Annotated in this window: 24 protein-coding genes; 18 read left to right on the top strand and 6 right to left on the bottom strand. The window is 71.4% G+C overall.

What is annotated here, in order from left to right:
* Positions 1-50: 50 nt before the first annotated feature.
* The 3 genes from GTY58_RS35150 to GTY58_RS35160 form a co-directional block, all read right to left on the bottom strand.
* Complete coding sequence (locus GTY58_RS35150; protein WP_010988174.1) at positions 51-752, bottom strand: L,D-transpeptidase family protein; 702 nt, start codon at positions 750-752, stop codon at positions 51-53.
* 3 nt (positions 753-755) lie between these two features.
* The gene (locus tag GTY58_RS35155) at positions 756-1,343 is read right to left on the bottom strand and encodes a pyridoxamine 5'-phosphate oxidase family protein (protein ID WP_010988175.1); all 588 of its coding nucleotides are present in this window, start codon (positions 1,341-1,343) and stop codon (positions 756-758) included.
* A gap of 238 nt (positions 1,344-1,581) precedes the next feature.
* The gene (locus GTY58_RS35160) at positions 1,582-2,487 is read right to left on the bottom strand and encodes a hypothetical protein (RefSeq protein WP_010988176.1); all 906 of its coding nucleotides are present in this window, start codon (positions 2,485-2,487) and stop codon (positions 1,582-1,584) included.
* Positions 2,488-2,678: 191 nt separating this feature from the next.
* On the opposite strand from GTY58_RS35160, the gene GTY58_RS35165 reads away from it, so the two are divergent.
* From GTY58_RS35165 to GTY58_RS35185, 5 genes are all read left to right on the top strand, one after another.
* Positions 2,679-3,872, top strand: coding sequence for an argininosuccinate synthase (locus GTY58_RS35165; RefSeq protein ID WP_037646511.1), 1,194 nt, complete (start codon positions 2,679-2,681; stop codon positions 3,870-3,872).
* Positions 3,873-3,972: 100 nt separating this feature from the next.
* A complete protein-coding gene (gene argH / locus GTY58_RS35170) occupies positions 3,973-5,406 on the top strand; it encodes an argininosuccinate lyase (RefSeq protein WP_010988178.1) in 1,434 nt (477 codons plus the stop codon).
* 76 nt (positions 5,407-5,482) lie between these two features.
* Entirely contained in the window at positions 5,483-6,454 is a 972-nt protein-coding gene (locus GTY58_RS35175) for an aldo/keto reductase (protein ID WP_037646512.1), read from the top strand.
* A gap of 85 nt (positions 6,455-6,539) precedes the next feature.
* Positions 6,540-7,091, top strand: a complete 552-nt coding sequence (locus GTY58_RS35180) for a TetR/AcrR family transcriptional regulator (protein WP_037646515.1) — start codon at positions 6,540-6,542, stop codon at positions 7,089-7,091.
* Positions 7,088-8,605 carry an MFS transporter gene (locus GTY58_RS35185; protein WP_010988181.1) on the top strand — a complete coding sequence of 506 codons (1,518 nt, stop codon included), beginning with the start codon at positions 7,088-7,090 and terminating at the stop codon, positions 8,603-8,605. The genes GTY58_RS35180 and GTY58_RS35185 overlap by 4 nt, the downstream gene beginning before the upstream one ends.
* Before the next feature lie 68 nt (positions 8,606-8,673).
* Here the strand turns inward: GTY58_RS35185 and GTY58_RS35190 are convergent, their stop codons facing one another.
* On the bottom strand, positions 8,674-9,423 hold the full coding sequence (locus GTY58_RS35190; RefSeq protein WP_078234579.1) for a lysophospholipid acyltransferase family protein: 750 nt from the start codon (positions 9,421-9,423) through the stop codon (positions 8,674-8,676).
* A gap of 308 nt (positions 9,424-9,731) precedes the next feature.
* On the opposite strand from GTY58_RS35190, the gene GTY58_RS35195 reads away from it, so the two are divergent.
* The 3 genes from GTY58_RS35195 (at position 9,732) to GTY58_RS35205 (ending at position 12,082) form a co-directional block, all read left to right on the top strand.
* On the top strand, positions 9,732-10,913 hold the full coding sequence (locus GTY58_RS35195) for a glycerophosphodiester phosphodiesterase (protein WP_010988183.1): 1,182 nt from the start codon (positions 9,732-9,734) through the stop codon (positions 10,911-10,913).
* Positions 10,914-11,032: 119 nt separating this feature from the next.
* A complete protein-coding gene (locus tag GTY58_RS35200; protein ID WP_010988184.1) occupies positions 11,033-11,539 on the top strand; it encodes a sigma-70 family RNA polymerase sigma factor in 507 nt (168 codons plus the stop codon).
* A 45-nt stretch (positions 11,540-11,584) separates the two neighbouring features.
* A complete protein-coding gene (locus tag GTY58_RS35205; RefSeq protein ID WP_037646517.1) occupies positions 11,585-12,082 on the top strand; it encodes a GNAT family N-acetyltransferase in 498 nt (165 codons plus the stop codon).
* Positions 12,083-12,307: 225 nt separating this feature from the next.
* Here the strand turns inward: GTY58_RS35205 and GTY58_RS35210 are convergent, their stop codons facing one another.
* The gene (locus tag GTY58_RS35210) at positions 12,308-12,739 is read right to left on the bottom strand and encodes a hypothetical protein (RefSeq protein WP_037646520.1); all 432 of its coding nucleotides are present in this window, start codon (positions 12,737-12,739) and stop codon (positions 12,308-12,310) included.
* Between the two features lies 1 nt (position 12,740).
* A complete protein-coding gene (locus GTY58_RS35215; RefSeq protein WP_010988187.1) occupies positions 12,741-13,100 on the bottom strand; it encodes a hypothetical protein in 360 nt (119 codons plus the stop codon).
* Positions 13,101-13,717: 617 nt separating this feature from the next.
* Between GTY58_RS35215 and GTY58_RS35220 the strand changes: the two genes are divergently transcribed.
* The 10 genes from GTY58_RS35220 (at position 13,718) to GTY58_RS35265 (ending at position 26,282) form a co-directional block, all read left to right on the top strand.
* A complete protein-coding gene (locus GTY58_RS35220) occupies positions 13,718-14,761 on the top strand; it encodes an ATP-binding cassette domain-containing protein (RefSeq protein WP_037646523.1) in 1,044 nt (347 codons plus the stop codon).
* Positions 14,758-15,537, top strand: a complete 780-nt coding sequence (locus GTY58_RS35225; RefSeq protein ID WP_010988189.1) for a methionine ABC transporter permease — start codon at positions 14,758-14,760, stop codon at positions 15,535-15,537. The genes GTY58_RS35220 and GTY58_RS35225 overlap by 4 nt, the downstream gene beginning before the upstream one ends.
* 71 nt (positions 15,538-15,608) lie before the next feature.
* Positions 15,609-16,436, top strand: coding sequence for a MetQ/NlpA family ABC transporter substrate-binding protein (locus tag GTY58_RS35230; RefSeq protein WP_010988190.1), 828 nt, complete (start codon positions 15,609-15,611; stop codon positions 16,434-16,436).
* A gap of 13 nt (positions 16,437-16,449) precedes the next feature.
* A complete protein-coding gene (locus GTY58_RS35235) occupies positions 16,450-17,289 on the top strand; it encodes a MetQ/NlpA family ABC transporter substrate-binding protein (RefSeq protein WP_010988191.1) in 840 nt (279 codons plus the stop codon).
* A 132-nt stretch (positions 17,290-17,421) separates the two neighbouring features.
* Positions 17,422-18,060 carry a GNAT family N-acetyltransferase gene (locus GTY58_RS35240; protein WP_010988192.1) on the top strand — a complete coding sequence of 213 codons (639 nt, stop codon included), beginning with the start codon at positions 17,422-17,424 and terminating at the stop codon, positions 18,058-18,060.
* A 130-nt stretch (positions 18,061-18,190) separates the two neighbouring features.
* A complete protein-coding gene (gene cbiE / locus GTY58_RS35245) occupies positions 18,191-19,402 on the top strand; it encodes a precorrin-6y C5,15-methyltransferase (decarboxylating) subunit CbiE (RefSeq protein ID WP_010988193.1) in 1,212 nt (403 codons plus the stop codon).
* A 345-nt stretch (positions 19,403-19,747) separates the two neighbouring features.
* Positions 19,748-23,608, top strand: a complete 3,861-nt coding sequence (cobT, locus tag GTY58_RS35250; RefSeq protein ID WP_010988194.1) for a nicotinate-nucleotide--dimethylbenzimidazole phosphoribosyltransferase — start codon at positions 19,748-19,750, stop codon at positions 23,606-23,608.
* A gap of 147 nt (positions 23,609-23,755) precedes the next feature.
* Positions 23,756-24,988: a uroporphyrinogen-III C-methyltransferase gene (gene cobA, locus GTY58_RS35255; RefSeq protein WP_010988195.1), complete on the top strand. Its 1,233-nt coding sequence runs from the start codon at positions 23,756-23,758 to the stop codon at positions 24,986-24,988.
* 64 nt (positions 24,989-25,052) lie between these two features.
* The gene (locus GTY58_RS35260; protein ID WP_010988196.1) at positions 25,053-25,871 is read left to right on the top strand and encodes an RNA methyltransferase; all 819 of its coding nucleotides are present in this window, start codon (positions 25,053-25,055) and stop codon (positions 25,869-25,871) included.
* Positions 25,872-25,886: 15 nt separating this feature from the next.
* Complete coding sequence (locus GTY58_RS35265) at positions 25,887-26,282, top strand: NUDIX domain-containing protein (RefSeq protein ID WP_010988197.1); 396 nt, start codon at positions 25,887-25,889, stop codon at positions 26,280-26,282.
* Positions 26,283-26,326 lie beyond the last annotated feature (44 nt).

The raw sequence follows: 26,326 nt of genomic DNA on the forward strand, positions 1-26,326 counted from the left end.
CGGCCCGCCGGACAGGCTCTGGTCCGGACAGGCTCTGGTCCGGACCGGACCTAGTACCGGGTGAGCGCGGTCGTCCCGCTCGCCGTCCCGATGGCGATGTGCGGCAGCCTCGGGGGTTCGGCCCAGGTGAGGATCTGCCGCATCGCCTCCGCGGGCACCGACACACAACCGGCCGTGGCTCCGCTCCCGTTGACGTGCAGGAAGATCCCCGCGCCGCGCCCCCGCACCGGCCGCGCGTAGTTGAAGCCGATGACGAAGGCGTGCGCGTACTGCGCCTCGTAGGAGACGAGGTGCTCGGACTCGGCGGGGCGGCAGTCGGCGGGGCGCGGCTCGGTCCAGCGGTTGTACGACAGGGAGTCGTTGTCCTGGCACCACCAGGAGTCCTGGTGCACCCGGCGGTACGTGGCCGTCGTACCGCTCGGCGCCGCCTTGATGCCGAAGGCGTACGGCAGGTCGTACAGGCCGGTCGGTGTGGTGTTCGTGCCCTGCTTGCGGGCGGTGCCCTCGACGAGGCCCTTCGCGCCGAAGCGGGCGGCCGCCGAGCCGCGCTTCACCCAGTGTCCGTCCTGCCGGTCCCACCAGGTGACCGTGCCGGTGGTCGCGTCCGCGCGGAGCGCCTGCGCGGTGATCAGCTGGGTGCCGCCGCCGGTGTCGGCCATCAGCTCGGGCAGGGTGGCCCGGGCGGTGCCCGGCGCGCCACCGAGGGTGAGGAGGGAGACGGACGCGAGGGCGGCGACGACACCAGGGCGCATGGCTCAGACCGTAGTGGGCGGCAGCGGCAACGGCAGCCCGGGTAGGCCATCCAGGCTGGTCGCCACGTGCTCCTTCTTCCGGAAGTAGGCGCTCAGCGAGTCGTCGTCCTCGCGCGCGAAGCGCTTTCCGTGCAGATCGCGGTCCTCGTCGTACGACATGAAGGGCACCGCGTAGCCGCAGGTGTCCCGGACGAGTTCCGCCGTCACCACGATGATCGCGCGCAGGCCGTGCGGGGCGGGGTCGATGCGGGGGAAGTGGGTGAGCAGCTGCCCGAAGCGCGGGTCGTCGCGGAAGACGGGCTCGCCGCGGCCGTGCACCCGGACGATGTTCGGCGGGCCCTGGAAGGCGCACCACATGAGGGTGATCCGGCCGTTCTCGCGCAGGTGCGCGATGGTCTCGGCGTTGCTGCCGGCGAAGTCCAGATAGGCCACGGTCAGTTCGTCGATGACGGCGAAGGAGCCCGTGAGCCCCTTGGGGGAGAGGTTGACCGTGCCGTCGCCGGACAGGGGCGCGGTCGCGGTGAAGAAGAGGTGCTGCGCCTCGATGAACGTACGCAGCCGGCCGTCTATGCGCTCATAAGTCTTTCCCATGTCTAACGATTATCGGGGAAGATCTTTCGCCTGTCTAAGGAATGGCGGGATCGGGTCGTGCGGGTCGTACGGGTCGTACGGGTACCGGCGGTACCGGCGGTACCGGAATCCGTGCGGGTACCGGCAGTACCGGAATCCGTGCGGGTGCTTGCAGTACCGGCAGTACCGGCAGTACTGCCCGTACCGAAACCGTGGCCGCCCCGGCCGGCGCTTCGCGGGGCGGCCACAGCGCCGTGCACTACTCGTTGAGCGTGCAGGCGGCCAGGGAGTCGAGGCCCTGCGGCTTCTCCGCGGTGCGGCCGATGGCCGTGGCGATGCGGTTGACGGTGGCGATCCGCTTGTCCTCCAGCGGGCCCAGGATGGCGTTCTGGACGAAGTTGGCGCCGCCCTGGCCGACGGTGTCGACGAGCCGCTTGTTGGCCTCGGCGATCTGGGTGTCCAGGAGCGCCAGGTTGCGGTCGACCTCGGCCTGCGCGGTGGCGGGGATCGCGGGGAGCTGCGAGGCCACGTCGGGGCAGCTGATGGTCCCGACGCCGGTCGCGTCGTCGCCGGTGTCGCCCGCCTCGCCCGCGCCGTCGTCCGCCGCGTCCGTGGCCGTCGCGCTCGGCGCCGCCGTGGCCTCTTCGCCGGCCCCGGCCTCCTCGCCCGCGCCCGCCTCGTCGCCGGCACCCGCCTCGTCGCCCGTACCGGCCGCGCCGTCCGTGCTCAGCGCGCACTCGGCGAGCGCGTCGAGGCCCTGGGGCTTCTCGGCGGTGCGGCCGATGGAGATGGCGATGCGGTCGATCGTGGACTTCCGCTTGTCGGCGAGCGGGCCGAGGATGGCGTTCTGGACGAAGTTGGCGCCGCCCTGGCCGACGGTGTCGACGAGCCGCTTGTTGGCCTCGGCGAGCTGGGTGTCCAGGAGCGCCAGGTTGCGGTCGACCTCGGCCTGCGCGGAGGCCGGGACGCTGGGCAGCTGCGACTTGACGTCCGGGCACGCGATCGTGCCGGTGTCGGCCAGCGTCCTGGCGCTCGTGCCGTTGCTCTTGGATGTTTCCCCGGCGAGGGCGGAGCCGGCGATCACCGCACCGGACAGCACCACGGCGGCGGCGCCGCCGATGAGCGCGACGCGACGCTTGTTGTACTTCGGAAGAGCCCTGGACATGCGGATGCCTCACTCGGATCGGGGGTGACTTGACTGACGAACGCGGCGCCTGCGTTCGGCGAGAAGTACGGGAAAGCGGTTTCTTGCGTTCAAGGCTTCCTGAGATTTCGATCGGACGGCCCGAGATTGACGAATCATGCAGAGCCCTGCATACTCATGCATGTCAGTGATTGCAGTGTGAGGAGAAGCCCGTGACCGAGCGCGTCGTACTCGCCTACTCGGGTGGTCTGGACACCTCCGTCGCCATCGGCTGGATCGCCGAGGAGACGGGCGCCGAGGTCATCGCCGTCGCGGTCGACGTCGGCCAGGGCGGCGAGGACCTGGACGTCATCCGCAAGCGCGCGCTCGCCTGCGGTGCCGTCGAGGCCGAGGTCGCGGACGCCAAGGACGAGTTCGCCGACGAGTACTGCCTCCCGGCGGTCAAGGCCAACGCCCTCTACATGGACCGCTACCCGCTGGTCTCCGCCCTCTCCCGGCCGACCATCGTCAAGCACCTCGTCGCCGCCGCCCAGAAGCACGGCGCCACCACGGTCGCCCACGGCTGCACCGGCAAGGGCAACGACCAGGTGCGGTTCGAGGCCGGCATCGTCGCCCTCGCCCCCGGCCTCAAGTGCATCGCCCCGGTCCGTGACTACGCGATGACCCGGGACAAGGCGATCGCCTTCTGCGAGGAGAAGCGGCTCCCGATCGCCACCACCAAGAAGTCCCCGTACTCCATCGACCAGAACGTCTTCGGGCGCGCGGTCGAGACGGGCTTCCTGGAGGACATCTGGAACGCGCCGATCGAGGACATCTACGAGTACACCTCGAACCCGGCCGAGCCCCGCGAGGCCGACGAGGTCGTCATCTCCTTCAAGGAGGGCGTCCCGGTCGCCATCGACGGCCGGCCCGTCACCGTGCTCCAGGCGATCCAGCAGCTCAACGAGCGCGCCGGCGCCCAGGGCGTCGGCCGGATCGACATGGTCGAGGACCGGCTCGTGGGCATCAAGTCCCGCGAGGTGTACGAGGCTCCGGGCGCGATCGCTCTCATCACGGCCCACCAGGAGCTGGAGAACGTCACCGTCGAGCGTGAACTCGCCCGCTACAAGCGGCAGGTCGAGCAGCGCTGGGGCGAGCTGGTCTACGACGGCCAGTGGTTCTCCCCGCTCAAGCGCGCCCTGGAGGGCTTCATCGACGAGGCCAACCAGCACGTCAACGGCGACATCCGGATGACCCTGCACGGCGGCCGCGCCGTCGTCACCGGCCGGCGCTCCGAGACGTCGCTCTACGACTTCAACCTCGCCACGTACGACACGGGCGACAGCTTCGACCAGGCCGCGGCCAAGGGCTTCATCGACATCTACAGCCTGTCGTCGAAGATCGCCGCCAAGCGCGACCTGGCGTAAGCGGTAGCGATCTTCCCGAAGCAGTAGCGTGATGGCCGCCTCCTCACTCGACAAGTGGGGAGGCGGCCGCACAACCACCACCCTCCGAGGAGCACAGCAAGTGAGCAGCAACAGCGGTGACGTACGGCTCTGGGGCGGCCGTTTCGCCGACGGTCCCGCCGAGGCCCTGGCGAAGCTGTCCGCGTCCGTCCACTTCGACTGGCGGCTCGCGCCCTACGACATCGCAGGTTCGCGTGCCCACGCGCGCGTGCTGCACAAGGCGAACCTCCTCACGGACGACGAGCTGGACCGTATGCTCGCGGGCCTCGACCGGCTCGAAGCCGATGTCGCGGACGGCACCTTCGTGGGCACCATCGCCGACGAGGACGTCCACACCGCCCTGGAGCGCGGCCTGCTGGAGCGCCTCGGCCCCGACCTCGGCGGCAAGCTCCGCGCCGGCCGCTCCCGGAACGACCAGGTCGCGACCCTCTTCCGCATGTACCTGCGCGACCACGCCCGCGTCATCGGCGGCCTCCTCGCCGACCTCCAGGACGCGCTGATCGGACTGGCGGAGGCCCACCCGGACGTGGCGATGCCCGGCCGCACGCACCTCCAGCACGCCCAGCCGGTGCTCTTCGCCCACCACGTCCTCGCGCACGTCCAGGCGCTGTCCCGGGACGCCGAGCGGCTGCGCCAGTGGGACGAGCGCACGGCCGTGTCGCCGTACGGCTCGGGTGCCCTCGCCGGTTCCTCCCTCGGCCTCGACCCGGAGTCGGTCGCGAAGGACCTCGGCTTCGAGCACGGCTCGGTCGCCAACTCCATCGACGGCACGGCCTCCCGTGACTTCGTCGCCGAGTTCGCCTTCATCACCGCGATGATTGGGGTGAACCTCTCCCGGATCGCCGAGGAGGTCATCATCTGGAACACGAAGGAGTTCTCCTTCGTCACCCTCCACGACGCCTTCTCCACCGGCTCGTCGATCATGCCGCAGAAGAAGAACCCGGACATCGCCGAGCTGGCGCGCGGCAAGTCGGGCCGCCTGATCGGCAATCTGACCGGCCTGATGGCGACGCTCAAGGCCCTCCCGCTCGCGTACAACCGCGACCTCCAGGAGGACAAGGAGCCGGTCTTCGACTCCTGCGACCAGCTCGAAGTCCTGCTCCCCGCCTTCACCGGCATGATGGCGACGCTGACCGTCCACCGTGAGCGCATGGAGGAGCTGGCCCCGGCCGGGTTCTCGCTCGCCACCGACATCGCCGAGTGGCTGGTCAAGCAGGGCGTGCCGTTCCGGGTCGCGCACGAGGTCGCGGGCGAGTGCGTGAAGGTCGCCGAGGGCGAGGGCATCGAGCTGGACGGCCTCACCGACGAGCAGTTCGCGAAGATCTCGTCCCACCTCACCCCCGAGGTGCGCGGCGTCCTCAACGTCCCGGGCGCCCTGGCCTCCCGCGACGGCCGCGGCGGTACGGCACCCAGCGCGGTCGCCGTCCAGCTCGCCGAGGTCAGGACGGACGTGGCGGCACAGCACGCCTGGGCCACCGCGAAGCAGAAGAACTAGCAGGTCGGGTGTAGCGAGGGAATCGCGGGATAGGTTGGTCCGGAGCCGTAGAGGAGCCGACCGAACGGAGCCCGCGATGCCCTTCGCCCGCCTGAGCGCAGCGACGACTCCCACCGCCCACATCGGCCTCGGCCTGGCCGCCGTCGGCCGCCCCGGCTACATCAACCTCGGCCGCGAGGACGACCTTCCCGCCGTACGCAGCGTCGAGGCCCTGCGCGCCCGCACCCACGAACTGCTCGACGCCGCCTATGCCCAGGGCGTCCGTTACTTCGACGTGGCGCGCTCCTACGGCCGCTCGGAGGAGTTCCTCGCGGACTGGCTGAACGCCCGGCCGGGCATCGACGACATCGTCGTCGGCAGCAAATGGGGCTACACCTACACGGCGGACTGGACCACGGACGCCGAGCAGCACGAGGTCAAGGACCACAGTGCCGCCACCTATGAACGGCAGCGCGCCGAGACCGCCGGGCTGCTCGGCGAGCGGCTCGACCTCTACCAGATCCACTCGGTGACCCCGGACAGTCCGGCCCTCACCGACAAGGAACTCCACGCCGAGCTGGCCGAGGCCGCGGCCGAGGGACTCACCGTCGGGTTCTCCACCAGCGGCCCCGCCCAGGCCGACGCCATCCGTGCCGCGCTCGCCGTGACGGTCGACGGCGCACCCCTCTTCCGCACCGTCCAGTCCACGTACAACGTCCTCGAGACCTCGGCCGGACCCGCGCTCGCCGAAGCCCAGGACGCCGGGCTCACGGTGATCGTGAAGGAGGGCATGGCCAACGGCCGTCTGGCGGGCGGGCACGCGCCCGGCCCGGTGCGGGAGATCGCCGAGCAGGCGGGCCTCGGCGCCGACGCCGTCGCCCTCGCGTTCGTCCTGCGGCAGCCCTGGGCCGGAGTCGTCCTCTCCGGTGCGGCCACCACCAACCAGCTCGCCTCGAACCTGCACGCGGCCGTCGTCGACCTCGACGACGAGCAGGTCGCCCGCCTCGACGCCCTCGCCGAGGACCCGCGCACGTACTGGGAGCGGCGCGGGCAGCTGCCCTGGCACTGAGCACTCACCCCCGTGAACGACACGAAGGTGAGACGCATACGCTCCTCATGAGACAAAGATGTCTCACTTGGTCTATGCTTGTCTCATGGCTGTCGATCGCGAACACGTGCTGCGCAGCGCAGCGGACCTGCTCACCCGGAAGTCCACCGCCACCATGGACGAGGTCGCCAAGGCGGCCGGGATCAGCCGGGCCACGCTGCACCGCCAGTTCGCGGGGCGGGACGCCCTCGTCCGGGCGCTCGAAGAGCTGGGCATCCGGGAGTGCGAGGCGGCGCTGGACGCGGCCCGGCTGGAAGCGGGCACCGCGAACGAGGCCGTACGCCGGCTGGTGAGCGAGATCGAGCCCGCCGCCCGGCTGCTCGCCTTCCTCTACACCGAGAACCAGCTTTTCGAGGGCGACGCCCAGCACGAGGGCTGGGCCCGGCTGGACGCGCGCATCGCCGCGCTGTTCCGGCGCGGCCAGGAGAGCGGCGAGTTCCGCATCGACCTCAGCCCGGCCTGGCTCACCGAGGCGCTCTACGGCCTGATGGCCTCGGGCGCCTGGGCCGTGCTGGACGGCCGCGTGGCCGCCAAGGACTTTTCCTATATGACCGTCGAACTGCTGCTCGGCGGTGCGCTACGGAGAGAGGAATCATGACCAGCACCCTGCGGCCGGCGTCCGTGGCGGAGGTGGAGCAGCGCCCGGGCCGGTGGCTCGCGCTCTCCGTCCTCGTCCTCGCCGTGCTGCTCGTGGCCGTCGACGCGACCGTCCTCGGCCTCGCGACCCCGTACATCAGCGAGGACCTGAAGCCCTCCGGCACCCAGCTCCTGTGGATCGGTGACGTCTACTCCTTCGTCATCGCCGGCCTGCTCGTCTCCATGGGCAGCCTCGGCGACCGCATCGGCCGCAAGAAGCTGCTGCTCATCGGCTCCACGGCGTTCGGCGCGATATCCGTGCTCAACGCCTATGCCACCACACCGGAGCTGATGATCCTGGCGCGGGCGCTGCTCGGCGTCGCGGGCGCGACCCTGATGCCCGCCACCCTCGCCCTCATCCGCAACCTCTTCCACGACCCGCGCGAACGCAGCTTCGCCATCGGCGTCTGGGGCGCGACCGCCTCCGCCGGCACCGCGGTCGGTCCGGTCGTCGGCGGTTTCCTGCTCGGGCACTTCTGGTGGGGCTCGGTCTTCCTGATCAACCTCCCCGTGATGATCGTCCTCGTCCTCGTCGGCATCAGACTCCTGCCCGAGTCGCGGAATCCGGATCCCGGACCCTGGGACCTGAGCAGTGTCGTCCTCTCGCTCGTCGGCATGATCGGCATCGTGTACGCGGTGAAGGAGGCCGCTTCGCACGGGCCTTCCCTGGACGCGCTGGCCGCCGGAGCGCTCGGCGCCGCCGCCCTCTTCGGCTTCGTACGACGCCAACTCGTCATGCCCAAGCCCCTGCTGGACATGCGGCTGTTCCGCAACCGCGGTTTCTCCGCGGCCGTGCTCGCCGATCTGCTGACCGTGCTCGGCATGTCCGGACTCATCTTCTTCCTGTCTCAGTACCTGCAACTCGTCCAGGGCAGGCCCCCGTTCGAGGCCGGCCTCGCCGAAGTCCCCGCCGCCGTCGGCGCGGTGGCGGCCGGCCTGGCCGCGGGGCGGGCCGCCCGCCGGTACTCGGTGCGGGCCGTGGTCTCGGGCGGTCTCGCCGCCGTCGGCCTGGCACTCGCCGCGCTCACCCTGCTGAGCGAGTCGACCGGCTACCCGCTGCTCGGGACCGCGCTGCTCGTGGTCGGCGTGGGCGCCGGCTTCTCGTTCACCGTGACCGCCGACGTGATCCTCTCCAGCGTGCCCAAGGACCAGGCGGGCGCCGCCGCCGCGGTCTCCGAGACGGCGTACGAACTCGGCGCCGCCCTCGGCATCGCACTGCTCGGCTCGATCGTCACCGGCGTCTACCGGGACTTCCACGGCCCGGCGGGCACCCCGGCACAGGCCCACGAATCCCTCGGTGGTGCCGTCGAGTCGACGGCGGGGCTGCCCGCGCACACCGCGGAGGCCGTGCTGTCCTCGGCCCGCGCCGCCTTCGTCGACGGGCTGGCGCTCGCGGCGGGCGCCGGCGCGGCGGTACTGCTCGCGACGGCGGTCGCGGCCTGGTTCCTGCTGCGCGGCCAGAAACTCGAGGCGTAGGGGTACGAACGGGTGAGGCCCGCCCCGGCGACAGCCGGGACGGGCCTTTCACGGTGTGGGCGGAGCCGCTACGCCGCCTTCGCCTTGGTGGCGTACATGTCCACGTACTCCTGACCCGAAAGGCGCATGACCTCGGCCATCACGGAGTCGGTCACGGCGCGCAGCACATAGCGGTCGCGGTCCATGCCCTCGTAGCGGGAGAACTCCATCGCCTCGCCGAAGCGGACCGTCACCCGGCCGGGGCGCGGGAAACCGGCGCCGCCCGGCTGGAGCTTGTCGGTGCCGATCATCGCGAACGGGACGACCGGGGCGCCGGTCATCAGGGTGAGGCGGGCGATACCGGTACGACCGCGGTAGAGCCGGCCGTCGGGGGAGCGGGTGCCCTCCGGGTAGATGCTGAAGACCTTGCCCTCCTCCAGCACCCGGCGGCCGGTCATCAGCGCCGCGACACCGCCGCGGCCGCCGTCACGGTCGACGGGGATCATCCCGGTGCCGGTGAAGAACCAGGCCATCAGCCGACCCTTGATGCCCTTGCCGGTGACGTACTCGTCCTTGCCGATGAAGAAGACCTGGCGGTCGCAGAAGAGCGGCATGATCATCGAGTCGATGAACGTGAGGTGGTTGCCGGCCAGGATGACCGGACCTTCGCCCGGGATGTGCTCCGCACCTTCCACCCGTGGGCGGAACATCAGGCGCATGATCGGTCCGAGCACTGCCTTGATGAGCACGAAGCGGGACAACGGGCCCTCCGGTGTCAACGAACGGTATGAGTATGTGCAGGTGAGGACGATACTCGCGCCCCCCGGGTGATTGCACATCGGGTTCACCGACTGGATACGCACTGTTGACGCACGTTTACCTGCGGTGGCGCCCCGCTGCGGGGTCCTCACGCGGACGACACGGTGTGACGGAGATCGCGCCGTCGGGCGCGGCCCGTCCCTCCCGCGGGTGCCCCCTGCCGCGCCCCCGAACCCGGCGAGCCGTCAACTGTCCGAACCCGTACGGCATCTCGTGCGACATCCAGCGTCACCCGTGTGTTCTGCCGCAGGTCTCCCCTCCGTCACTCGAGCACACCTACGATCGACCAGATTTGACAGGTGCAGGGCGGTGTGGCGGAGGAGCGCTCATGGGGACGCAGGAAACACGACGGACACAGCGGTCGGACGAGCCGGGGCGGGGGACCGGGCGGCGGGCGCTGCTGGGGGCCGCGGTGCTCGGCGCGGGCGGAGCGGTCCTCGGACTGCCCGCCGCGGCGAGAGCGGACGAGCGGCACGGGGGCGGCGGCTACCGGAGTCTGCCGAAGCCGACCGTCATCGGTCACCGCGGGGCCAGCGGCTACCGGCCGGAACACACCTTCGGCTCCTACGAGCTGGCCCTCGACCTGGGTGCGCACGTCGTCGAGGCCGGCGATCTGGTGCCCACCAAGGACGGCCATCTCGTATGCCGTCACGAGCCGGAAATCGGCGGGACCACCGATGTCTCGGCGCACCCCGAGTTCGCCGACCGCAGGACCACCAAGACCCTCGACGGGGTCGCCACCACCGGCTGGTTCACCGAGGACTTCACGCTCGCCGAGCTGAAGACCCTGCGCGCCGTCGAGCGCATCCCCGCCACCCGCCAGCGCAACACGATCTACAACGGCCGCTGGGAGATCCCCACCTTCGAAGAGGTGCTCCGGTGGCAGGACGAGCAGACCCGCAAGCGCGGCAGGCAGGTGTGGATCTACCCCGAGACCAAGCACCCCACCTACTTCCGCAAGCTGGGCCTCGGCCTGGAGGAGCGGGTCGCCAAGCTGCTGCGCAAGTACGGCAAGGACAAGAAGAACTCGCCCGTCATCATCCAGTCCTTCGAGCCGAGCAGCATCCAGCGTCTGAACAAACTGGTCGGCAACCCGCTCGTCGTGCTGCTGTCCGCCGCGAACACCCGCCCCTGGGACTTCGTCGAGGCGGGCGACCCGCGCACCGTCGCCGACCTCGTCAAGCCCGAGGGCCTGGCGTGGATCGCCTCGTACGCGCAGGGCATCGGGCCGACGCTCGACCTGGTCATCCCGAAGGACGCGAGCGGCAACCTCACCACGCCGACCACGCTCGTCGCCGACGCGCACGACGCGGGCCTGATCCTGCACCCGTACACCATGCGCAACGAGAACACCTTCCTGCCGACCAACTTCAAGAAGGGCACCGACGCGAACGCCTACGGCGATGTCTTCGGCGCCTTCAAGACGTACTTCGGGACGGGCATCGACGGGGTCTTCTCGGACAACGCGGACACCGCGCTCCTGGCCCGCGCGGACTTCCTGAACGGCTGAGCGGGGGCCTTTCCCGAGGGCTGAGGTCCCGCGGTCAACCCATCGCTCCGCGCCCCCGGTTGGAGTGACAGTCGGCCGCCCCGGCAACCTCCCGCCGGGGCGGCGGCGTCCCGCCGCATATGACCCACGACATGGTTGCCACCCTGCGCCCGCTGCTCGCCGCCGAGGCCTCGGCGGAGGCATATGCGGCCGGTACCGACCAGAGCGACCTGGAACAAGCCGTCTGGCTGCGTCTCCTCGAGCGCCTCGAATCCGACGGCCCCCTCGTCGATCCGCAAGGCTGGGTACGCCGCGCCGTCCGCTCGGAGGTGCGCCGCAGCCGCCGCACCGCCCGTCTCGAGCTGCCGTACGGCTCCGAACCCGCCGACGACGGCGCGGCCGGCCCCGAACAGCAGGCGCTGACCGCCGCTCGCCATCGTGCCCTGCACGCCGCCGTGCGTCGGCTGCCCGGCCGCTGCCCACGCCTCATGGCCGCACTGCTGTCTCCCCAGGACCTCACGTATCGCGAAATCGCAGGCGAGTTGGGTATCTCACAGGGCAGTCTGGGCCCGGAACGTTCCAGATGCCTGGGATGTCTGCGCAGATTGCTGTCCGCGGAGGTTGCGGCCCGTGAACCGCGGGGATAGGAGTGAGGGACAACTGGCGAGCAGGTGAGCGGGAGGCGTGCACACATGGGCATGAGCGTGACCATCTCTGTGGCGACCGAGCGGGACGCCGAGCAGATCTTCCGGCTGCAGTACCTCTGCTTCCAGAGCGAGGCCGCCCTGTACGGCAACTACCGCATCGACCCGCTCGTCCAGTCCCTCGAATCGGTCCGCGCGGAGGTCGCGGGCGACTGCGTGTTCGTGGCGCGGCTGGGCGACGAGGTGGTCGGTTCGGTGCGCGGCACCGTGACCGAGGACGGCGCGGCGTCCATCGGCAAACTCTGTGTGCACCCCCGTCTCCAGGGGCACGGCATCGGCGCCCGGCTGCTGCGCGCGGCCGAGGCGGCCCTGGCCGGGGAGCGCGGCGCCACCCGCTTCCGCCTCCACACGGGCCACCGCAGTGAGGGCAACCTCCGCCTCTACCGGCGCGTGGGCTACGAGACGGTGGGCACGTCGAAGGGCGCCGACGGAGTCCCGATGATCGTCCTGGAGAAGCCGGCGGGCACCTACGCGACAACGGCGTAGACATGTCGCCGCTCCCGAAGGGGCGCGGCGACTACGTATTCAGGGGCGCGGCGACGCGAACCCGACACGCCGCCTCCCGAGGGCCGGCCGTGTCCCAGCGGGCGCTTCCACGTCCGCGCCCCCGAAGGGGCGCGGGGAACTGCGCGACCAGCCACAGACGTCCCGCAGCTTCGCAACGGACGGACCGCGGTCTCCTTCCGGCTCCCGGGGACGGACCGCCGTCTCCTACCGGCTCCCGGCGGAGCGCTCCCGCTTCCGGAGCCAGTACATGGCCGACAACGGCAGCAGCACGGGAATGAACAGATACCCCATGCCGTAGTCGGACCACACGGTCGCGTCCGGGAACGCGGACGGCTCGACCAGCGTCCACGTCCCGACCGTCAGTACGCCCACGAGCTCGGCGGCGCAGCACACCAGCGCCGCCCGGCGGGCCGTCTCGCCGCCGCGCACCAGCGAGTACGTGATGAAGCCGTAGACGACGCCCGCCACCGCGGAGAGCGAGTAGGCGAGCGGCGCCTTGTCGAACTCCGTCGAGATCTGCACCGCGGAGCGCGAGACGGCGCCGACCACCATGACGCCGTACAGCCACACGAGCAGCATGCCCGGGCCGCCGATCAGCCGGGTCCTGGCCGGCTTCGTCTCTTGCGTGGCCGTCATCTCAGCTTCCCCAGATGTCATAGAGCCGCACCTCCAGCACGGCGAGGACCACGCCACCGGCGGCGACGGTGATCGAACCCCACCGCGTGCGCTCCGCCAGCGACATGAAGCCCGCCGCCGGAACGCAGGCGAAGGCGCCCAGCAGATACGCCACGAAGATCGTCGTGCCCTGCTCCGGCTGCTGGCCGCGCGCCAGCTGGACGACGCCGACGACCAGCTGGACCACGGCGAGCAGCGACACCACGGCCATGCCGATGAAGTGCCAGTCCTTGGTCGGCTGATCGCGGTAGGCGGCCCAGCCGCACCAGGCGGTGAGCAGCAGCGCGGCGACGGCGGTCACCACGGTCAGGGCATCAAGCATGCCGTGACCCTATTACGGGCCAAAAGGCCCCACGCGCGCGGGCCCGACCGCCGAGCCGTCCCGGCCTCGGGGGCAGGTCCGCCGCACCCGGTCCGCCGCCGGCCTGCGCCGGCCGCACCGCCGGGGCGGCCACCGTGGCCTTGGCCACAACCCATGAGGCGGCCGAGCCGGACGCCGACCCGTAGGGAGGGACCCCATGCCCTGTCCGCACTGGTCACCAGCGGCGGGTGAGGATCTCCGGCCGAGGCCGAAAGCTGTCCACGGCTGTCCGCTATTCGGACAGCACTGGCGGGCCTCCGCTGTGCGTCTGCTTTACTTGATCCCATGACCACGACGAGCAGCCGCACCCTTGCGACCGAGGCGACCATGACGCCCGGTGCTCGCTGTATGTGTCGAATGTGCGCCTTCTAGAGGGCCCCCGCACCACCGCCTGGTCTCGCGCCCCGAAGCGAGACCGCCGCCCCATGTCCGTACCCCGTACGTGACCCGGGCTGCCCGCGCACACGTTCTCCCCCCCGGTTCCATCGCCATCGCGAGAACCGTGCCGCGTTCCCGACCGAATGCATCCGTGCCCGGCGCACACCCACGCCCTGCACTCGACAGTGACGGAAACCCCAGTGATCACGACAACGGGCCTCACCAAGGTCTACCGCTCGCGCGGCCGCGAGGTCACCGCCCTCGACGGCGTCGATCTGCACGTCCGCGAAGGCGAGGTCTACGGCGTCATCGGCCAGTCCGGCGCCGGCAAGTCCTCGCTCATCCGCTGCGTCAACCTCCTGGAGCGTCCCACCTCCGGCACGGTCACCGTCGCCGGACAGGACCTCACCGCCCTCGCCGGCCGCGGCCCGCGCGCGGGCAAGGAGCTCCGCACGGCGCGCAGCCACATCGGGATGGTCTTCCAGCACTTCAACCTGCTGTCCTCGCGCACCGTCCAGGACAACGTCGAGCTGCCGCTCGAAATCCTCGGCGTCTCCGGCCGGGAGCGCGGCCGCAAGGCCCTCGAACTCCTCGACCTGGTCGGCCTCACCGACAAGGCCAAGGCCTACCCCGCCCAGCTCTCCGGCGGCCAGAAGCAGCGCGTCGGCATCGCCCGCGCCCTGGCCGGCGACCCGAAGGTGCTGCTCTCCGACGAGGCCACCAGCGCCCTCGACCCCGAGACCACCCGCTCCATCCTCCAGCTGCTGCGCGACCTGAACCGGCAGCTGGGCCTGACCGTCCTGCTCATCACCCATGAGATGAACGTCGTCAAGAGCATCTGCGACTCGGCCGCCCTGATGGAGAAGGGCCGCATCGTCGAGTCCGGCACCGTCAGCGAACTCCTCGGTACCCCCGGTTCCGAACTGGCGTCGGCGCTCTTCCCGGTGACCGGCGACGCCTCCGGCGACGACCGCACCGTCGTCGACGTCACCTTCCACGGCGAGGCCGCGACCCAGCCCGTCATCTCGCAGCTCTCGCGCACGTACAACATCGACATCTCGATCCTCGGCGCCGCGATCGACACCGTCGGCGGCCTCCAGGTCGGCCGGATGCGCATCGAACTGCCCGGCCGTTACGAGGACAACGTGGTGCCGATCGGCTTCCTGCGCGAACAGGGTCTGCAGATCGACGTCGTCGACAAGTCGGACCAGGAGTCCGTACTGGTGAAGGAAGGTGCCAAGTGACCTGGTCCGAGATGCAGCCGCTGCTGTCCCAGGCGTGTTGGGACACGCTCTACATGGTCGGCTGGTCCACGCTCATAGCGATCGTCGGCGGACTCCCGCTCGGCCTCCTGCTCGTCCTGACCGACCGCGGCGGACTCCTCCAGAACGTCGTGGCGAACAAGGTCGTCGGGCAGATCGTGAACGTCGCCCGCTCACTGCCGTTCATCATCCTGATGGTGGCGTTGATGAACTTCACCCGCACCATCACGGGGACGACCATCGGCCGTGAGGCGGCGATCGTGCCGCTCGCGATCGGCGCGATCCCGTTCTTCGCGCGTCTGGTCGAGACGGCTGTCCGCGAAGTGGACGGCGGACTCGTCGAGGCCGTGCAGTCCATGGGCGGCAACACCTGGACCGTCGTCCGCAGGGTCCTCGTGCCGGAGTCCCTGCCCTCGCTGATCTCGTCGGCGACCACCACCATCGTCGCGCTCATCGGCTACTCCGCGATGGCCGGCACCGTCGGCGCCGGCGGCCTCGGCGACATCGCCATCCGCTACGGCTACCAGCGCTTCGAGACCGGCCTGATGTGGATCACCGTGGCGATCCTCGCCGTCGTCATCTCCCTCATCCAGTTCGCCGGCGACTACGCGGCCCGCGGACTGCACCGACGCGGCGGCCGGTCCGGTGTCGCGCCGAAGCTCAGGCTGCTGAAGGACAAGGCGCCCGCGGACAGGACGCCCGCGGCCGACGCCCCCACCGGCGAGGCGGCCACGGCCGACGTCGGCAAGGTCGCCTGAGTCACCCCCTCCCCGAACTCCCCGTACCACCCAAGACGGGGTCGCTCCACCCATCAGGAAAGGCACTTTTCGTGCGTAACACCGCCAAGATCACCACCGCTGTCCTCGCCGCCGGAGCCCTCACCCTCGGGCTCTCGGCCTGCGGCTCGGACAAGGACTCCGCCTCCGACACCAGTGGCCCGCTGATCGTCGCCGCGAGTCCCACCCCGCACGCCGAGATACTCGACTTCGTCAAGAAGAACCTGGCGAAGAAGGCGGGCCTGGACCTGGAGGTCAAGGAGGTCACCGACTACGTCACGCCGAACACGGCGACCGAGGACGGCTCCGTCGGCGCCAACTACTTCCAGAACCAGCCCTACCTCGACGACTTCAACAAGAAGAAGGGCACCCACATCGTGCCCGTCGTCACGGTGCACCTGGAACCGCTCGGCCTCTACTCCCACAAGGTCAAGAAGGCCGACGACCTCAAGAGCGGTGCGACCGTCGCCATCCCGAACGACACGGTCAACGAGGCGCGGGCGCTCAAGCTGCTCGACGCCAACGGGATCATCACGCTGAAGAGCGGCGTGGGCAACGAAGCGACCCCGGGGGACATCACCAAGAACCCCAAGAACCTCAAGTTCAAGGAGCTGGAGGCGGCCCAGACCCCGCGCTCCCTGGACGACGTGGACGCCGCGGTGGTCAACGGCAACTACGCCATCTCCTCGGGCCTCAAGCCGGCCAAGGACGCCGTCGTCCTGGAGTCCCCGAAGGACAACCCCTACGGCAACTTCCTCGCGGTCAAGAAGGGCAACGAGAAGGACCCGCGCGTCAAGAAGCTCGCGAAGCTCCTCACCTCGCCCGAGGTGAAGAAGTTCATCGAGGACAAGTACGCCGGCTCCGTCATCCCGTCCTTCTGAGGAGCTCTCAGCAATGCGTAAGCCCGTCATTTCCGCGGCGGCGGCCGCACTCGCCCTCGGACTCGGCCTGACCGCCTGCGGCTCGGGCTCCGACTCCGACTCCGCGAAGAGCGGTGGCGACGGCGACGCACTCGTCGTCGGCGCCACCGCCGTCCCCGCCGGCGAGGTCCTCGCGTACATCAAGAAGGACCTCGCCGAGAAGGCGGGCCTCGACCTGGAGATCAAGGAGTTCACGGACTACGTCCTGCCGAACACCGCCCTCCAGGAAGGCGAACTGGACGCGAACCTCTACCAGAACCAGCCCTACCTCGACGACTTCAACAAGGCCAAGGGCACCGACCTGGTCCCCGTCGTCAAGGCGTACCTGCCGCCCATGGGCGTGTACTCGAAGAAGGTCACCGACGTCACGAAGCTCGCCGACGGAGCCACCGTCGCCGTACCCAACGACACGACCAACGAGGGCCGCGCCCTCAAGCTCCTCGCGTCCAAGGGCGTCATCGCGCTCAAGGCGGGCGCCGGCACGGACGCGTCCCCCGCGGACATCACGTCCAACCCCAAGCACCTGACGTTCAAGGAGCTGGAACCCGCCCAGCTGCCGCGCTCGCTCGACGACCTGGCCGCCGCGGTGATCAACAACAACTACGCCCAGGACGCGGGTCTCAGCCCGACGAAGGACGCCATCCTTCTGGAGTCGGCGGAGAACAACCCGTACGCCAACCTCCTGGCCGTGAAGAAGGGCAACGAGGACGACCCGCGGGTCGAGAAACTCGCCAAGCTCCTCACCTCGCCCGAGGTGAAGAAGTTCATCGAGGACAAGTACCGCGGCTCGGTCCTGCCGGTCGTCTCCGGCTGACGCCGGACACCGCAACGCACGGGGTCCACTCCTTCACCGGGAGTGGACCCCGTGGTGCGATTCGGTACCTCGATACTGCATGCTGGGCAGTTCAGCAGGCCCTGAAGGTTTCCGAAGGTTACGGAGCGGCGCATGACTAGCACCTTCCCCAACATCTCCATCAGCACGGAGCGGTTGGTACTGCGCCCCCTCGACGAGGACGACGTCCCCGCCCTGGCCGAGATGATGAACGACGAGCAGGTAGGGGCCTGGACCGACGTGCCCCAGCCCTACACCGAGGACCGGGCCCGCCGCTGGATCACCGAGTACGCGCCCGCCCAACGCACCGCGGGCCGCGGCCTCGACCTCGCCGTCACCGAGTTCCTCACCCAGCGACTGGTCGGCATCGTCCAGCTCGACAAGACGAACTGGCACATCCGGTCCACCGAAATCTCGTACGTCATCGCCCCCTGGGCCCGCGGCGAGGGCTATGCCTCCGAGGCGGCGCTCGCCACCGCCCAATGGCTCTTCGGGGACCAGAAGTTCGAGCGGATCGAGCTGCGCACGGCGGCCGACAACACCGCCTCCCAGCAGGTCGCCCAGAAGATCGGCTGCATCAGCGAGGGCGTCCTGCGCAACGCCTGCATAGCCCACGTCCGGACCGAGGACGGCACGTGGACCGACGTGCGCACCGACTTCATCGTCTGGAGCCTCCTCCCGGAGGACCTCGACGGAGTCGGCGAGGAACTCGCGGACACCGGCGGTTTCACGTCGTTCTCCGACTGGAACTGAGACCACGGGGCCGCCGGAACCCGGCCCGGCCCCCGTACGCCGCACCATTCAGCTCCACCAGGTACGCTCACGGAGCGCCATGCACGGGCTGCCCTGACGACCTGCGAAGACCCCCTGGAGACTGACGACGATGGCCGACCGGGTCACGGTGATCGGCTGGGACGGCTCGCCCCTGACCGCGGCCGCGCGTTCCGCCCTCGGCGCCGCCACCCTCGTCGCCGGCGCGGCCCACCACCTGACACTGGCGGAGGTCCCCCCGGCCGCCGAGCGCATCCGCCTGGGCAGCGTCGCCCTCGCCGCCCGCCGTATCGCCGCCCACCGCGGCACCGCCGTCGTCCTCGCCGACGGCGACCCGGGCTTCTTCGGTGTCGTACGCACGCTGCGCGCCCCCGAGTTCGGCCTGGAGGTCGAGGTCGTGCCCGCGGTCTCGTCCGTCGCCACCGCCTTCGCCCGCGCCGGAATGCCCTGGGACGACGCCCAAGTGGTCGTCGCACACCGCCGCACCCTGCGACGGGCGGTGAATGTATGCCGCGCCCACACCAAAGTCGCCGTCCTCACCTCACCCGGCGCCGGACCCGCCGAACTCGGCCTGCTGCTCGAAGGAGTCCACCGCACCTTCGTCATCTGCGAGGAACTCGGCACCGAACGCGAACAGGTCACCGTCCTGACCTCCGACAAGGCGGCCGACCACACCTGGCGCGACCCGAACGTCGTCATCGTCATCGGCGGTCCCGTGACCGCGGTCGAGGGCGGCGGCTGGATCGCCGGACGCGAACCGGGCGCGGAACCGCGCGGCTGGGCGCTGCCCGCCGAGGCGTACGGCGGCGCACTCGGCGAAGGCGAAACGGATCTGCTGCGCGCCGCCCAGCTCGCCCGCCTGGGGCCGCGCGCGGGCGACCTCGTCTGGGACATCGGTTCCGGCAGCGGGGCGTTCGCCGCAGAGGCGGCGCGCTGCGGCGCCGCCGTCATCGCCGTCGACCGGGACCAGGACGCCTGCGGCCGTACGACGGTCTCCGCGCGCCGCTTCGGCGTCCAGCTCCAGGTCGTGCACGGCGCCGCGCCGCACATACTGGAGAACCTCCCCGAACCCGATGTCGTACGGGTCGGGGGCGGGGGAGCCGCGGTGGTCTCGGCCGTCGCCGACCGCCGCCCGCAGGGCATCGTCACGCATGCCGCGACCCGCGACGCGGCGGAACTCATCGGCAGGGGTCTGACGGAGCACGGCTACCTGGTCGAGTGCGCCCTCCTGCAGTCCGTCGAGCTGGACACGAGGGCCTGGACGGAGAAGGAGCGGAGCGTCGCGTTCCTGCTCAGCGGCCGATTGCCCGACCGCTCCCCGTGATCCTGTTGTCGTACCGGCGCGGTAGGCTGGCCGATCGTTGTACCGCACTCCGGTCACCCGGCACCTCGTCGGTCAATGTCCGGAAAACGCGCCTCTTTTGGGATGTGTGTGGTACGGCGGAGCCGGAGGGCGCGCAACGTGGCGCAGTCCACAGCGGGCTGTCGCGGATCAAGCTGTCGCGACGGCGGGACGACCGGGACAATGCCAGTTAATGGCTTTGTCGCCTTTGCTGGCGGGTCGTTCGTGCCGCTGGGCACGCACGCTCGTTCTTCACTGCGGGGCGGTCGGTGCGCCGTTCCGGGCCAGCTGGCGAAGAAGCACTAAACCGATGGGCGAGGGGTACGCATGACCGACACCGGCCAGGTCCCGGGCGAGGGACTGCCGGAGAACGCAGGCATGGTGGAGCAGCCGGGCGTCCCCGCGCCGGGCGCGTACACCTACCTCGACCCCTCCGACACCGCCGCCGATGACGACGACCTGCTCCTGATGCCCGGCCAGCAGGGTGCCTGGGGCAATGAGATGCCGCAGGCGATGCCGGCCCCGGCGCCCGTCGTCCACGAGCCAGGACCGCACGAGACGGACGGACGCGACAGCGGCTCCGTGGACCTGAGCGCCGTCCGTACGCTGTCCCAGGCAGCCGCGCCGCAGGCGACCCCGCCGCGCCGCCCGCTGCACCTCGGCCCGCCGACCCCGGACATCTCGTCGAGCCCGGTGCGTTCGCTGGCGGACCGCGGCCCGGCGGACGCCCCGCTGCGCCAGGTGGGACCGCCCACGACCGGACCCGAGTACCTCGACGCGCCGCCGCAGCTCGCGGAGACCCCTCCCCAGGGCGCGGTGCCCTGGGGCGCTCCGCCGCAGACACAGGCGGTGCCACCGGTGAGCCCCGAGGGGCCCCCCGCAGAAACGGTCGTCCCGGAGGCCGCCCCGGCCGCCCCGGTCGTCCCGGAGGCCGCGCCGGGTCTCGGGACCGTGCCGGCCGACGAGCCGGCGCCGTTCGTCGAGCCCGAGCAGGCGTCCGAGATGCCGCCCTTCGCCGAGGCCGAGACGCCGGACGCACCGGCCTTCGTGGAGGCGCCGCAGCCCCCGCAGACGCCGGACGCACCCGCGTTCACCGAGGTGCCGCACGCCTCGGACGAGCCGCCGGCCGCGGACGCGCAGCACGCCGGGGCCGCCGCACCCACGGACGTTCCTCCGGCCGCGGAGACGCCGTTCGCCGCTCCCGAGGCCGAGGCGCTCTACGCGGTGGACGGCTCACCGGACGGTGTCACCCACCCGCAGGTGCAGTACGCCGACGGGACCGGCCCCGTCCCGGACGGCTCGCCCGAACCGCAGGCCCCGGACACCACGCCCTTCCCCGCGGCTCCCGACCCCGCGCAGCCGACGGGCGACACCGGACACATCGCCGTGCCGCCGGCCGCTCCGGACACCGCAGTGCCCGCGCCGGCCGCCGACTTCCCCGTACCCCCGTATGACGCCGCCCCGGATCCGGCCCAGGCCGCCGCCGCGGAGGCGGTGCCGCAGGCCGGGACCGAGCAGCCCGGGCCCGCGCAGGACCCGCACCAGGCGCCGGAAATCTCCCTCGACCTGCATGCGGCGCCGGACCCGGCCCTCGACCCCCAGCAGGCGCCGGACCCGGCCCTCGACCCCCAGGCCGCGCACGTGCCCGAGCCGCAGCTCGCCGCCCCGGCCGTCCACATCACGGACACCGCGGTCCAGTTCGCGGACACGGCACTCCCCGACGAGGACGCGCGGCCTGTCGCCGACGAGGTCCAGCCGCAACTCGTCGCCGAAGCAGGGGCCCAGGGCCACGCGGAGGCCGAGCCGGAGCCGCAGTACGCGGAGCACGCCGCCGCGGCCCTGCACGGTGTGCCCGTCGGAGTCGGCGCTCACGCCGTGGCGCCCCAGGCGTCCGCGGGGCAGGCGCAGCACGGCGAGCAGCCCGCGCACGGTGACCCGGCAGGCCCGCCGGGCTTCTCCCCGGAGCCCCACGCCGACCAGTCCCTCGGGCAGTTCGTGCCGGTGGAGGGCGCGGTGCCCACCACCCCGCACCTGGCCCCGACCCCGTCGCACGCCATGACGGTGCCGCCCCTCCCCGCGGAGGAGCAGCCGGTCGCCGAGGAGGCCGCCCCGGCCGTCGTGGAGCCGTCCGAGGCGCCGCACGAGCTGTCGGAAGAGGCGCCGCACGAGCTGTCGGAAGAGGCGCCGCACGAGCTGCCGGCCGAGGTGCCGACCGAGGCGGAAGCCCCGGCTCCGGTGATGGCCGCGCAGGAGACGCCCGCCGTGACGGTGCCCGCCCCCCGCGAGGCCGAGGCACCCGTCGCGGCGCAGCCCCCCGTATCGCAACTCCCCACCCCGGAGCCGCCCTTGGCGGACCCCGAGCCCGTAGTCGCACAGCACGCGGATGACCTGGACACCCAGGTCGCCGACCAGGAAGAGAGCACGGCCGCAGTGGAAGACGTACGAGAGTCCACCGGCCCGGCGGCCCCCGGCTACGACGAGGCCGAGCGCGAGGCCGTACTGCGTGTGATGCGCGAGCGCCGGGACATCCGCAACGGCTTCCGCAGCGACCCGATCCCGCACGAGGTACTGCTGCGCGTCCTCGAAGCGGCCCACACGGCGCCGTCCGTCGGCCACTCCCAGCCCTGGGACTTCGTCGTCATCCGCTCCGCCGACACCCGGCGCTCGATGCACGAACTGGCCATGCGTCAGCGCGACGCCTACGCGAAGTCGCTGCCCAAGGGCCGGGCCAAGCAGTTCAAGGAACTCAAGATCGAGGCCATCCTCGACACCCCGGTGAACATCGTCGTCACCGCCGACCCGACCCGCGGCGGCCGCCACACCCTCGGCCGGCACACCCAGCCGCAGATGGCCCCGTACTCCTCCGCGCTCGCGGTCGAGAACCTGTGGCTCGCGGCCCGCGCGGAAGGCCTCGGCGTCGGCTGGGTCAGCTTCTTCGACGAGCGCGAGATGGTGCGCGAGCTGGGCCTGCCCGAGCACCTCGAAGTCGTCGCCTACCTCTGCGTGGGCTACGTCGACGAGTTCCCGGACGAGCCCGAGCTGATGCAGGCGGGCTGGTCCAAGCGCCGCCCGCTGTCGTGGGTCGTCCACGAGGAGACGTACGGCCGCCGCGCCCTGCCCGGCGAGGAGCCGCACGACCTGCTCGCCGAGACCGTCTCCAACATCCGCCCGCTCGACGCCAAGGCGCTCGGCGAGGCGTGGGAGCGGCAGAAGCGGATGACCAAGCCCGCCGGCGCGCTCGGCATGCTGGAGATCATCTCCGCGCAGCTGTCCGGCCTGTCCCGCCAGTGCCCGCCGCCGATCCCGGAGCCCGCGGCCGTCGCGATCTTCGCGGGCGACCACGGCGTGCACGCCCAGGGCGTCACCCCGTGGCCGCAGGAGGTCACGGCCCAGATGGTGGCCAACTTCCTCGGCGGCGGCGCGGTCTGCAACGCGTTCGCCAACCAGGTCGGCGCCGAGGTCTGCGTCATCGACGTCGGCGTCGCCTCCGACCTCCCGGCGACCCCCGGCCTGCTGCCCCGCAAGGTCCGCGCCGGTACGGCCGACATGACGACCGGTCCCGCGCTGACCCGCGAGGAGGTCAAGGCGGCCATCGAGGTGGGCATCGAGACCGCCCGCGACCTCGTCTCGGCAGGCAACAAGGCCCTGCTCACCGGTGAGATGGGCATCGCCAACACCACGGCCTCTGCGGCCCTGATCTCGGTCTACACCGGGGCGGACCCGGCCGAGGTGACGGGCCGGGGCACCGGCATCAACGACGAGACCCTCGCCCGCAAGACCGAGGTCGTCCGCCGAGCCCTCGAACTCCACCAGCCGGACCCGGCCGACCCGATCGGCGTCCTCGCCGCGATCGGCGGCCTCGAACACGCGGCGATGGTCGGCCTGCTGCTCGGCGGCGCGTCCCTGCGGACGCCGGTGATCCTGGACGGCGTGAGCGCCGGCGCCGCGGCCCTGGTGGCCCGCGCCATCGCCCCCGAGGTCCTGGCCGCCTGCATCGCGGGCCACCGCAGCGCGGAACCGGGCCACGTGGCCGCGCTGAACAAGCTCGGACTGCGCCCCCTGGTCGACCTGGACCTTCGCCTGGGCGAGGGCACGGGCGCGCTGCTGGCGCTGCCCGTGGTCCAGAGCGCCGCGCGAGCGATGCACGAGGTGGCGACGTTCGACTCGGCGGGAGTCACCGAGAAGTAGTACGCCGGGGCGGTGGGCGGGCGATCGCGCCTGCCCACCCCCCACCCCGCCGTACTCTGGACGCGCATCTTAAAATCCGCACGTCAAGGGCTTCTCCACCGCCGCAGGGGCCCCTCTCGCACCGCCCGTACGAGGAGCCGCACCTCCATGGCCGAACACCCCGCCTACCCCGTGGGCCTGCGCCTCACCGGCCGCCGCGTAGTCGTCCTCGGCGGCGGCCAGGTCGCCCAGCGCCGCCTCCCCGCGCTCATCGCGGCGGGCGCGAAGGTCCACCTCGTGTCTCCCGAGGCGACCCCGTCGGTCGAAGCCATGGCCGACACGGGCGAGATCACCTGGTCGAGGCGCCGGTACGAGGACGGTGACCTCGCGGAGGCCTGGTACGCCCTGATCGCCACCAGCGACGCGGCGGCGAACGTCGCGGCCTCCGCCGAAGCGGAGCGCCTCCGTGTCTGGTGCGTCCGCTCCGACGACGCCGACGCGGCCACCGCCTGGACCCCGGCCACCGGGCACAGCGAGGGCGTCACGGTCGCCGTCCTCACCACGAACGCCAAGGGCCGCGACCCGCGCCACACGGCGGCGATCCGGGATGCCGTGGTCGAGGGCCTGCGCGACGGCACCCTCGTCGCCCCCCACCATCGCGTCCGCACCCCCGGCGTCGCCCTGGTCGGCGGCGGCCCCGGCGACCCCGACCTCATCACGGTGCGCGGCCGCCGCCTGCTCGCCGAGGCCGACGTGGTCATCGCGGACCGCCTCGGCCCGCGCGATCTGCTCGCCGAACTCCCGCCGCACGTCGAGGTGATCGACGCGGCGAAGATCCCGTACGGCCGTTTCATGGCCCAGGAGGCCATCAACAACGCGCTGATCGAGCACGCCCGGCAGGGCAAGTCGGTCGTACGGCTGAAGGGCGGCGACCCCTTCGTCTTCGGCCGTGGCATGGAGGAGGCCCAGGCGCTCGCCGAGGTGGGCATCCCCTGCACGGTCGTCCCCGGTATCTCCAGCTCGATCTCGGTTCCCGGCGCGGCCGGCATCCCGGTCACCCACCGGGGTGTCGCACACGAGTTCACGGTGGTCAGCGGCCATGTGGCCCCTGACGACGAGCGCTCGCTGGTCGACTGGCCGGCCCTCGCGAAGCTGCGCGGCACGCTCGTGATCCTGATGGGCGTCGACAAGATCGGAAAGATCGCCGACACGCTCGTGGCCCACGGCAAGCCGGCCGGCACACCCGTCGCCCTCGTCCAGGAAGGCACGACGGCCGCCCAGCGCCGTGTCGACGCCACGCTCGCGACGGTCGCGGAGACCGTACGCGCCCAGGACGTGAAGCCCCCGGCCGTCATCGTCATCGGCGCGGTCGTGGACGTGGGCCCGCAGACTTTCGAGTAACCCCGGGTAACCCAACCCGTTCCCAGCCGTTGGCACCGCACCCAGGACAAGGCAGTATCACCCTGTGGCCGATCTCATCACCGTTGAGGACCCCGCCGACCCGCGTCTGCGCGACTACACGGGCCTGACCGACGTGGAGCTGCGCCGTAAGCGCGAACCCGCCGAGGGCCTGTTCATCGCCGAGGGCGAGAAGGTCATCAGACGGGCCAAGGACGCAGGCTACGAGATGCGCTCCATGCTGCTGTCCGCCAAGTGGGTCGACGTCATGCGCGACGTCATCGACGAACTTCCGGCCCCGGTGTACGCGGTCAGCCCGGAGCTCGCCGAGCAGGTCACCGGCTATCACGTGCACCGCGGCGCGCTCGCCTCGATGCAGCGCAAGCCGCTGCCGACGGCGGACGAACTCCTGGCGACCGCCCGCCGGGTCGTGATCATGGAATCCGTGAACGACCACACCAACATCGGCGCCATATTCCGTTCCGCCGCCGCCCTCGGCATGGACGCCGTACTGCTCTCCCCGGACTGTGCCGACCCGCTCTACCGACGCAGCGTCAAGGTCTCCATGGGCGCGGTCTTCTCGGTGCCGTACGCACGTCTGGACACCTGGCCCAAGGGGCTGGAGTCGGTCCGCGAGGCCGGCTTCAACCTGCTCGCGCTCACCCCCGACGAGAAGGCGAAGACCCTCGACGAGACGGCACCGCACAAGATGGACCGGGTCGCGCTGATGCTCGGCGCGGAGGGCGACGGCCTGTCCACGCAGGCACTGGTCGCGGCGGACGAATGGGTCCGCATCCCCATGGCCCACGGCGTCGACTCCCTCAACGTGGGCGCCGCGGCCGCGGTCGCCTTCTACGCGGTGGCCACCGGCCGGCCCCAGTCATAGACAGGGCCCGGGAGAGTGAGGGACCAGCGTGAGGCGATCGTCGCGGTGCTGCGCCGCGGCGAGCGGGTGCTCGTCATCAAGCGCGGTCCGCAGGCGGCCCGCCCGGGCTACTGGGCACCCCTCAGCGGCAAGCTCGAACCAGGCGAGACCCAGGAGGAAGCGCTGGTCAGAGAGGTGCGCGAGGAGGTCGGCCTGGACGTCTCGCCGCTGCGGAAGGTCTGGGAGTGCCCGACCGACGACGGACACTTCCGCCTCCACTGGTGGACGGCGGAGTCCGGCACGGGTGAGGTGGTCCCCGACCCGGGCGAGGTGGCCGAGGCGCGCTGGGTCACCCCGGGCGAATTCCTGGCGATGGAACCCGTCTTCGACGGCGACCGGGAGTTCTTCGAGCGCGTACTGCCGGAACTCTGACCTGCCGGCTCCGGCCGCCCGGGGGCCCGTCCGCCCGGCGCGCC

This window comes from Streptomyces sp. SID5469, assembly GCF_009862865.1.
Taxonomy (GTDB): domain Bacteria; phylum Actinomycetota; class Actinomycetes; order Streptomycetales; family Streptomycetaceae; genus Streptomyces; species Streptomyces avermitilis.

Coding starts and splice junctions, on each gene's coding strand:
- GTY58_RS35150 (WP_010988174.1), bottom strand. CDS start 752: ATGCGCCCTGGTGTCGTCGCCGCCCTCGCGTCCGTCTCCCTCCTCACC.
- GTY58_RS35155 (WP_010988175.1), bottom strand. CDS start 1,343: ATGGGAAAGACTTATGAGCGCATAGACGGCCGGCTGCGTACGTTCATC.
- GTY58_RS35160 (WP_010988176.1), bottom strand. CDS start 2,487: ATGTCCAGGGCTCTTCCGAAGTACAACAAGCGTCGCGTCGCGCTCATC.
- GTY58_RS35175 (WP_037646512.1), top strand. CDS start 5,483: ATGCCCTTCGCCCGCCTGAGCGCAGCGACGACTCCCACCGCCCACATC.
- GTY58_RS35180 (WP_037646515.1), top strand. CDS start 6,540: ATGGCTGTCGATCGCGAACACGTGCTGCGCAGCGCAGCGGACCTGCTC.
- GTY58_RS35185 (WP_010988181.1), top strand. CDS start 7,088: ATGACCAGCACCCTGCGGCCGGCGTCCGTGGCGGAGGTGGAGCAGCGC.
- GTY58_RS35190 (WP_078234579.1), bottom strand. CDS start 9,423: ATGTGCAATCACCCGGGGGGCGCGAGTATCGTCCTCACCTGCACATAC.
- GTY58_RS35195 (WP_010988183.1), top strand. CDS start 9,732: ATGGGGACGCAGGAAACACGACGGACACAGCGGTCGGACGAGCCGGGG.
- GTY58_RS35200 (WP_010988184.1), top strand. CDS start 11,033: ATGACCCACGACATGGTTGCCACCCTGCGCCCGCTGCTCGCCGCCGAG.
- GTY58_RS35205 (WP_037646517.1), top strand. CDS start 11,585: ATGGGCATGAGCGTGACCATCTCTGTGGCGACCGAGCGGGACGCCGAG.
- GTY58_RS35210 (WP_037646520.1), bottom strand. CDS start 12,739: ATGACGGCCACGCAAGAGACGAAGCCGGCCAGGACCCGGCTGATCGGC.
- GTY58_RS35215 (WP_010988187.1), bottom strand. CDS start 13,100: ATGCTTGATGCCCTGACCGTGGTGACCGCCGTCGCCGCGCTGCTGCTC.
- GTY58_RS35235 (WP_010988191.1), top strand. CDS start 16,450: ATGCGTAAGCCCGTCATTTCCGCGGCGGCGGCCGCACTCGCCCTCGGA.
- GTY58_RS35240 (WP_010988192.1), top strand. CDS start 17,422: ATGACTAGCACCTTCCCCAACATCTCCATCAGCACGGAGCGGTTGGTA.
- cbiE (WP_010988193.1), top strand. CDS start 18,191: ATGGCCGACCGGGTCACGGTGATCGGCTGGGACGGCTCGCCCCTGACC.
- cobT (WP_010988194.1), top strand. CDS start 19,748: ATGACCGACACCGGCCAGGTCCCGGGCGAGGGACTGCCGGAGAACGCA.
- cobA (WP_010988195.1), top strand. CDS start 23,756: ATGGCCGAACACCCCGCCTACCCCGTGGGCCTGCGCCTCACCGGCCGC.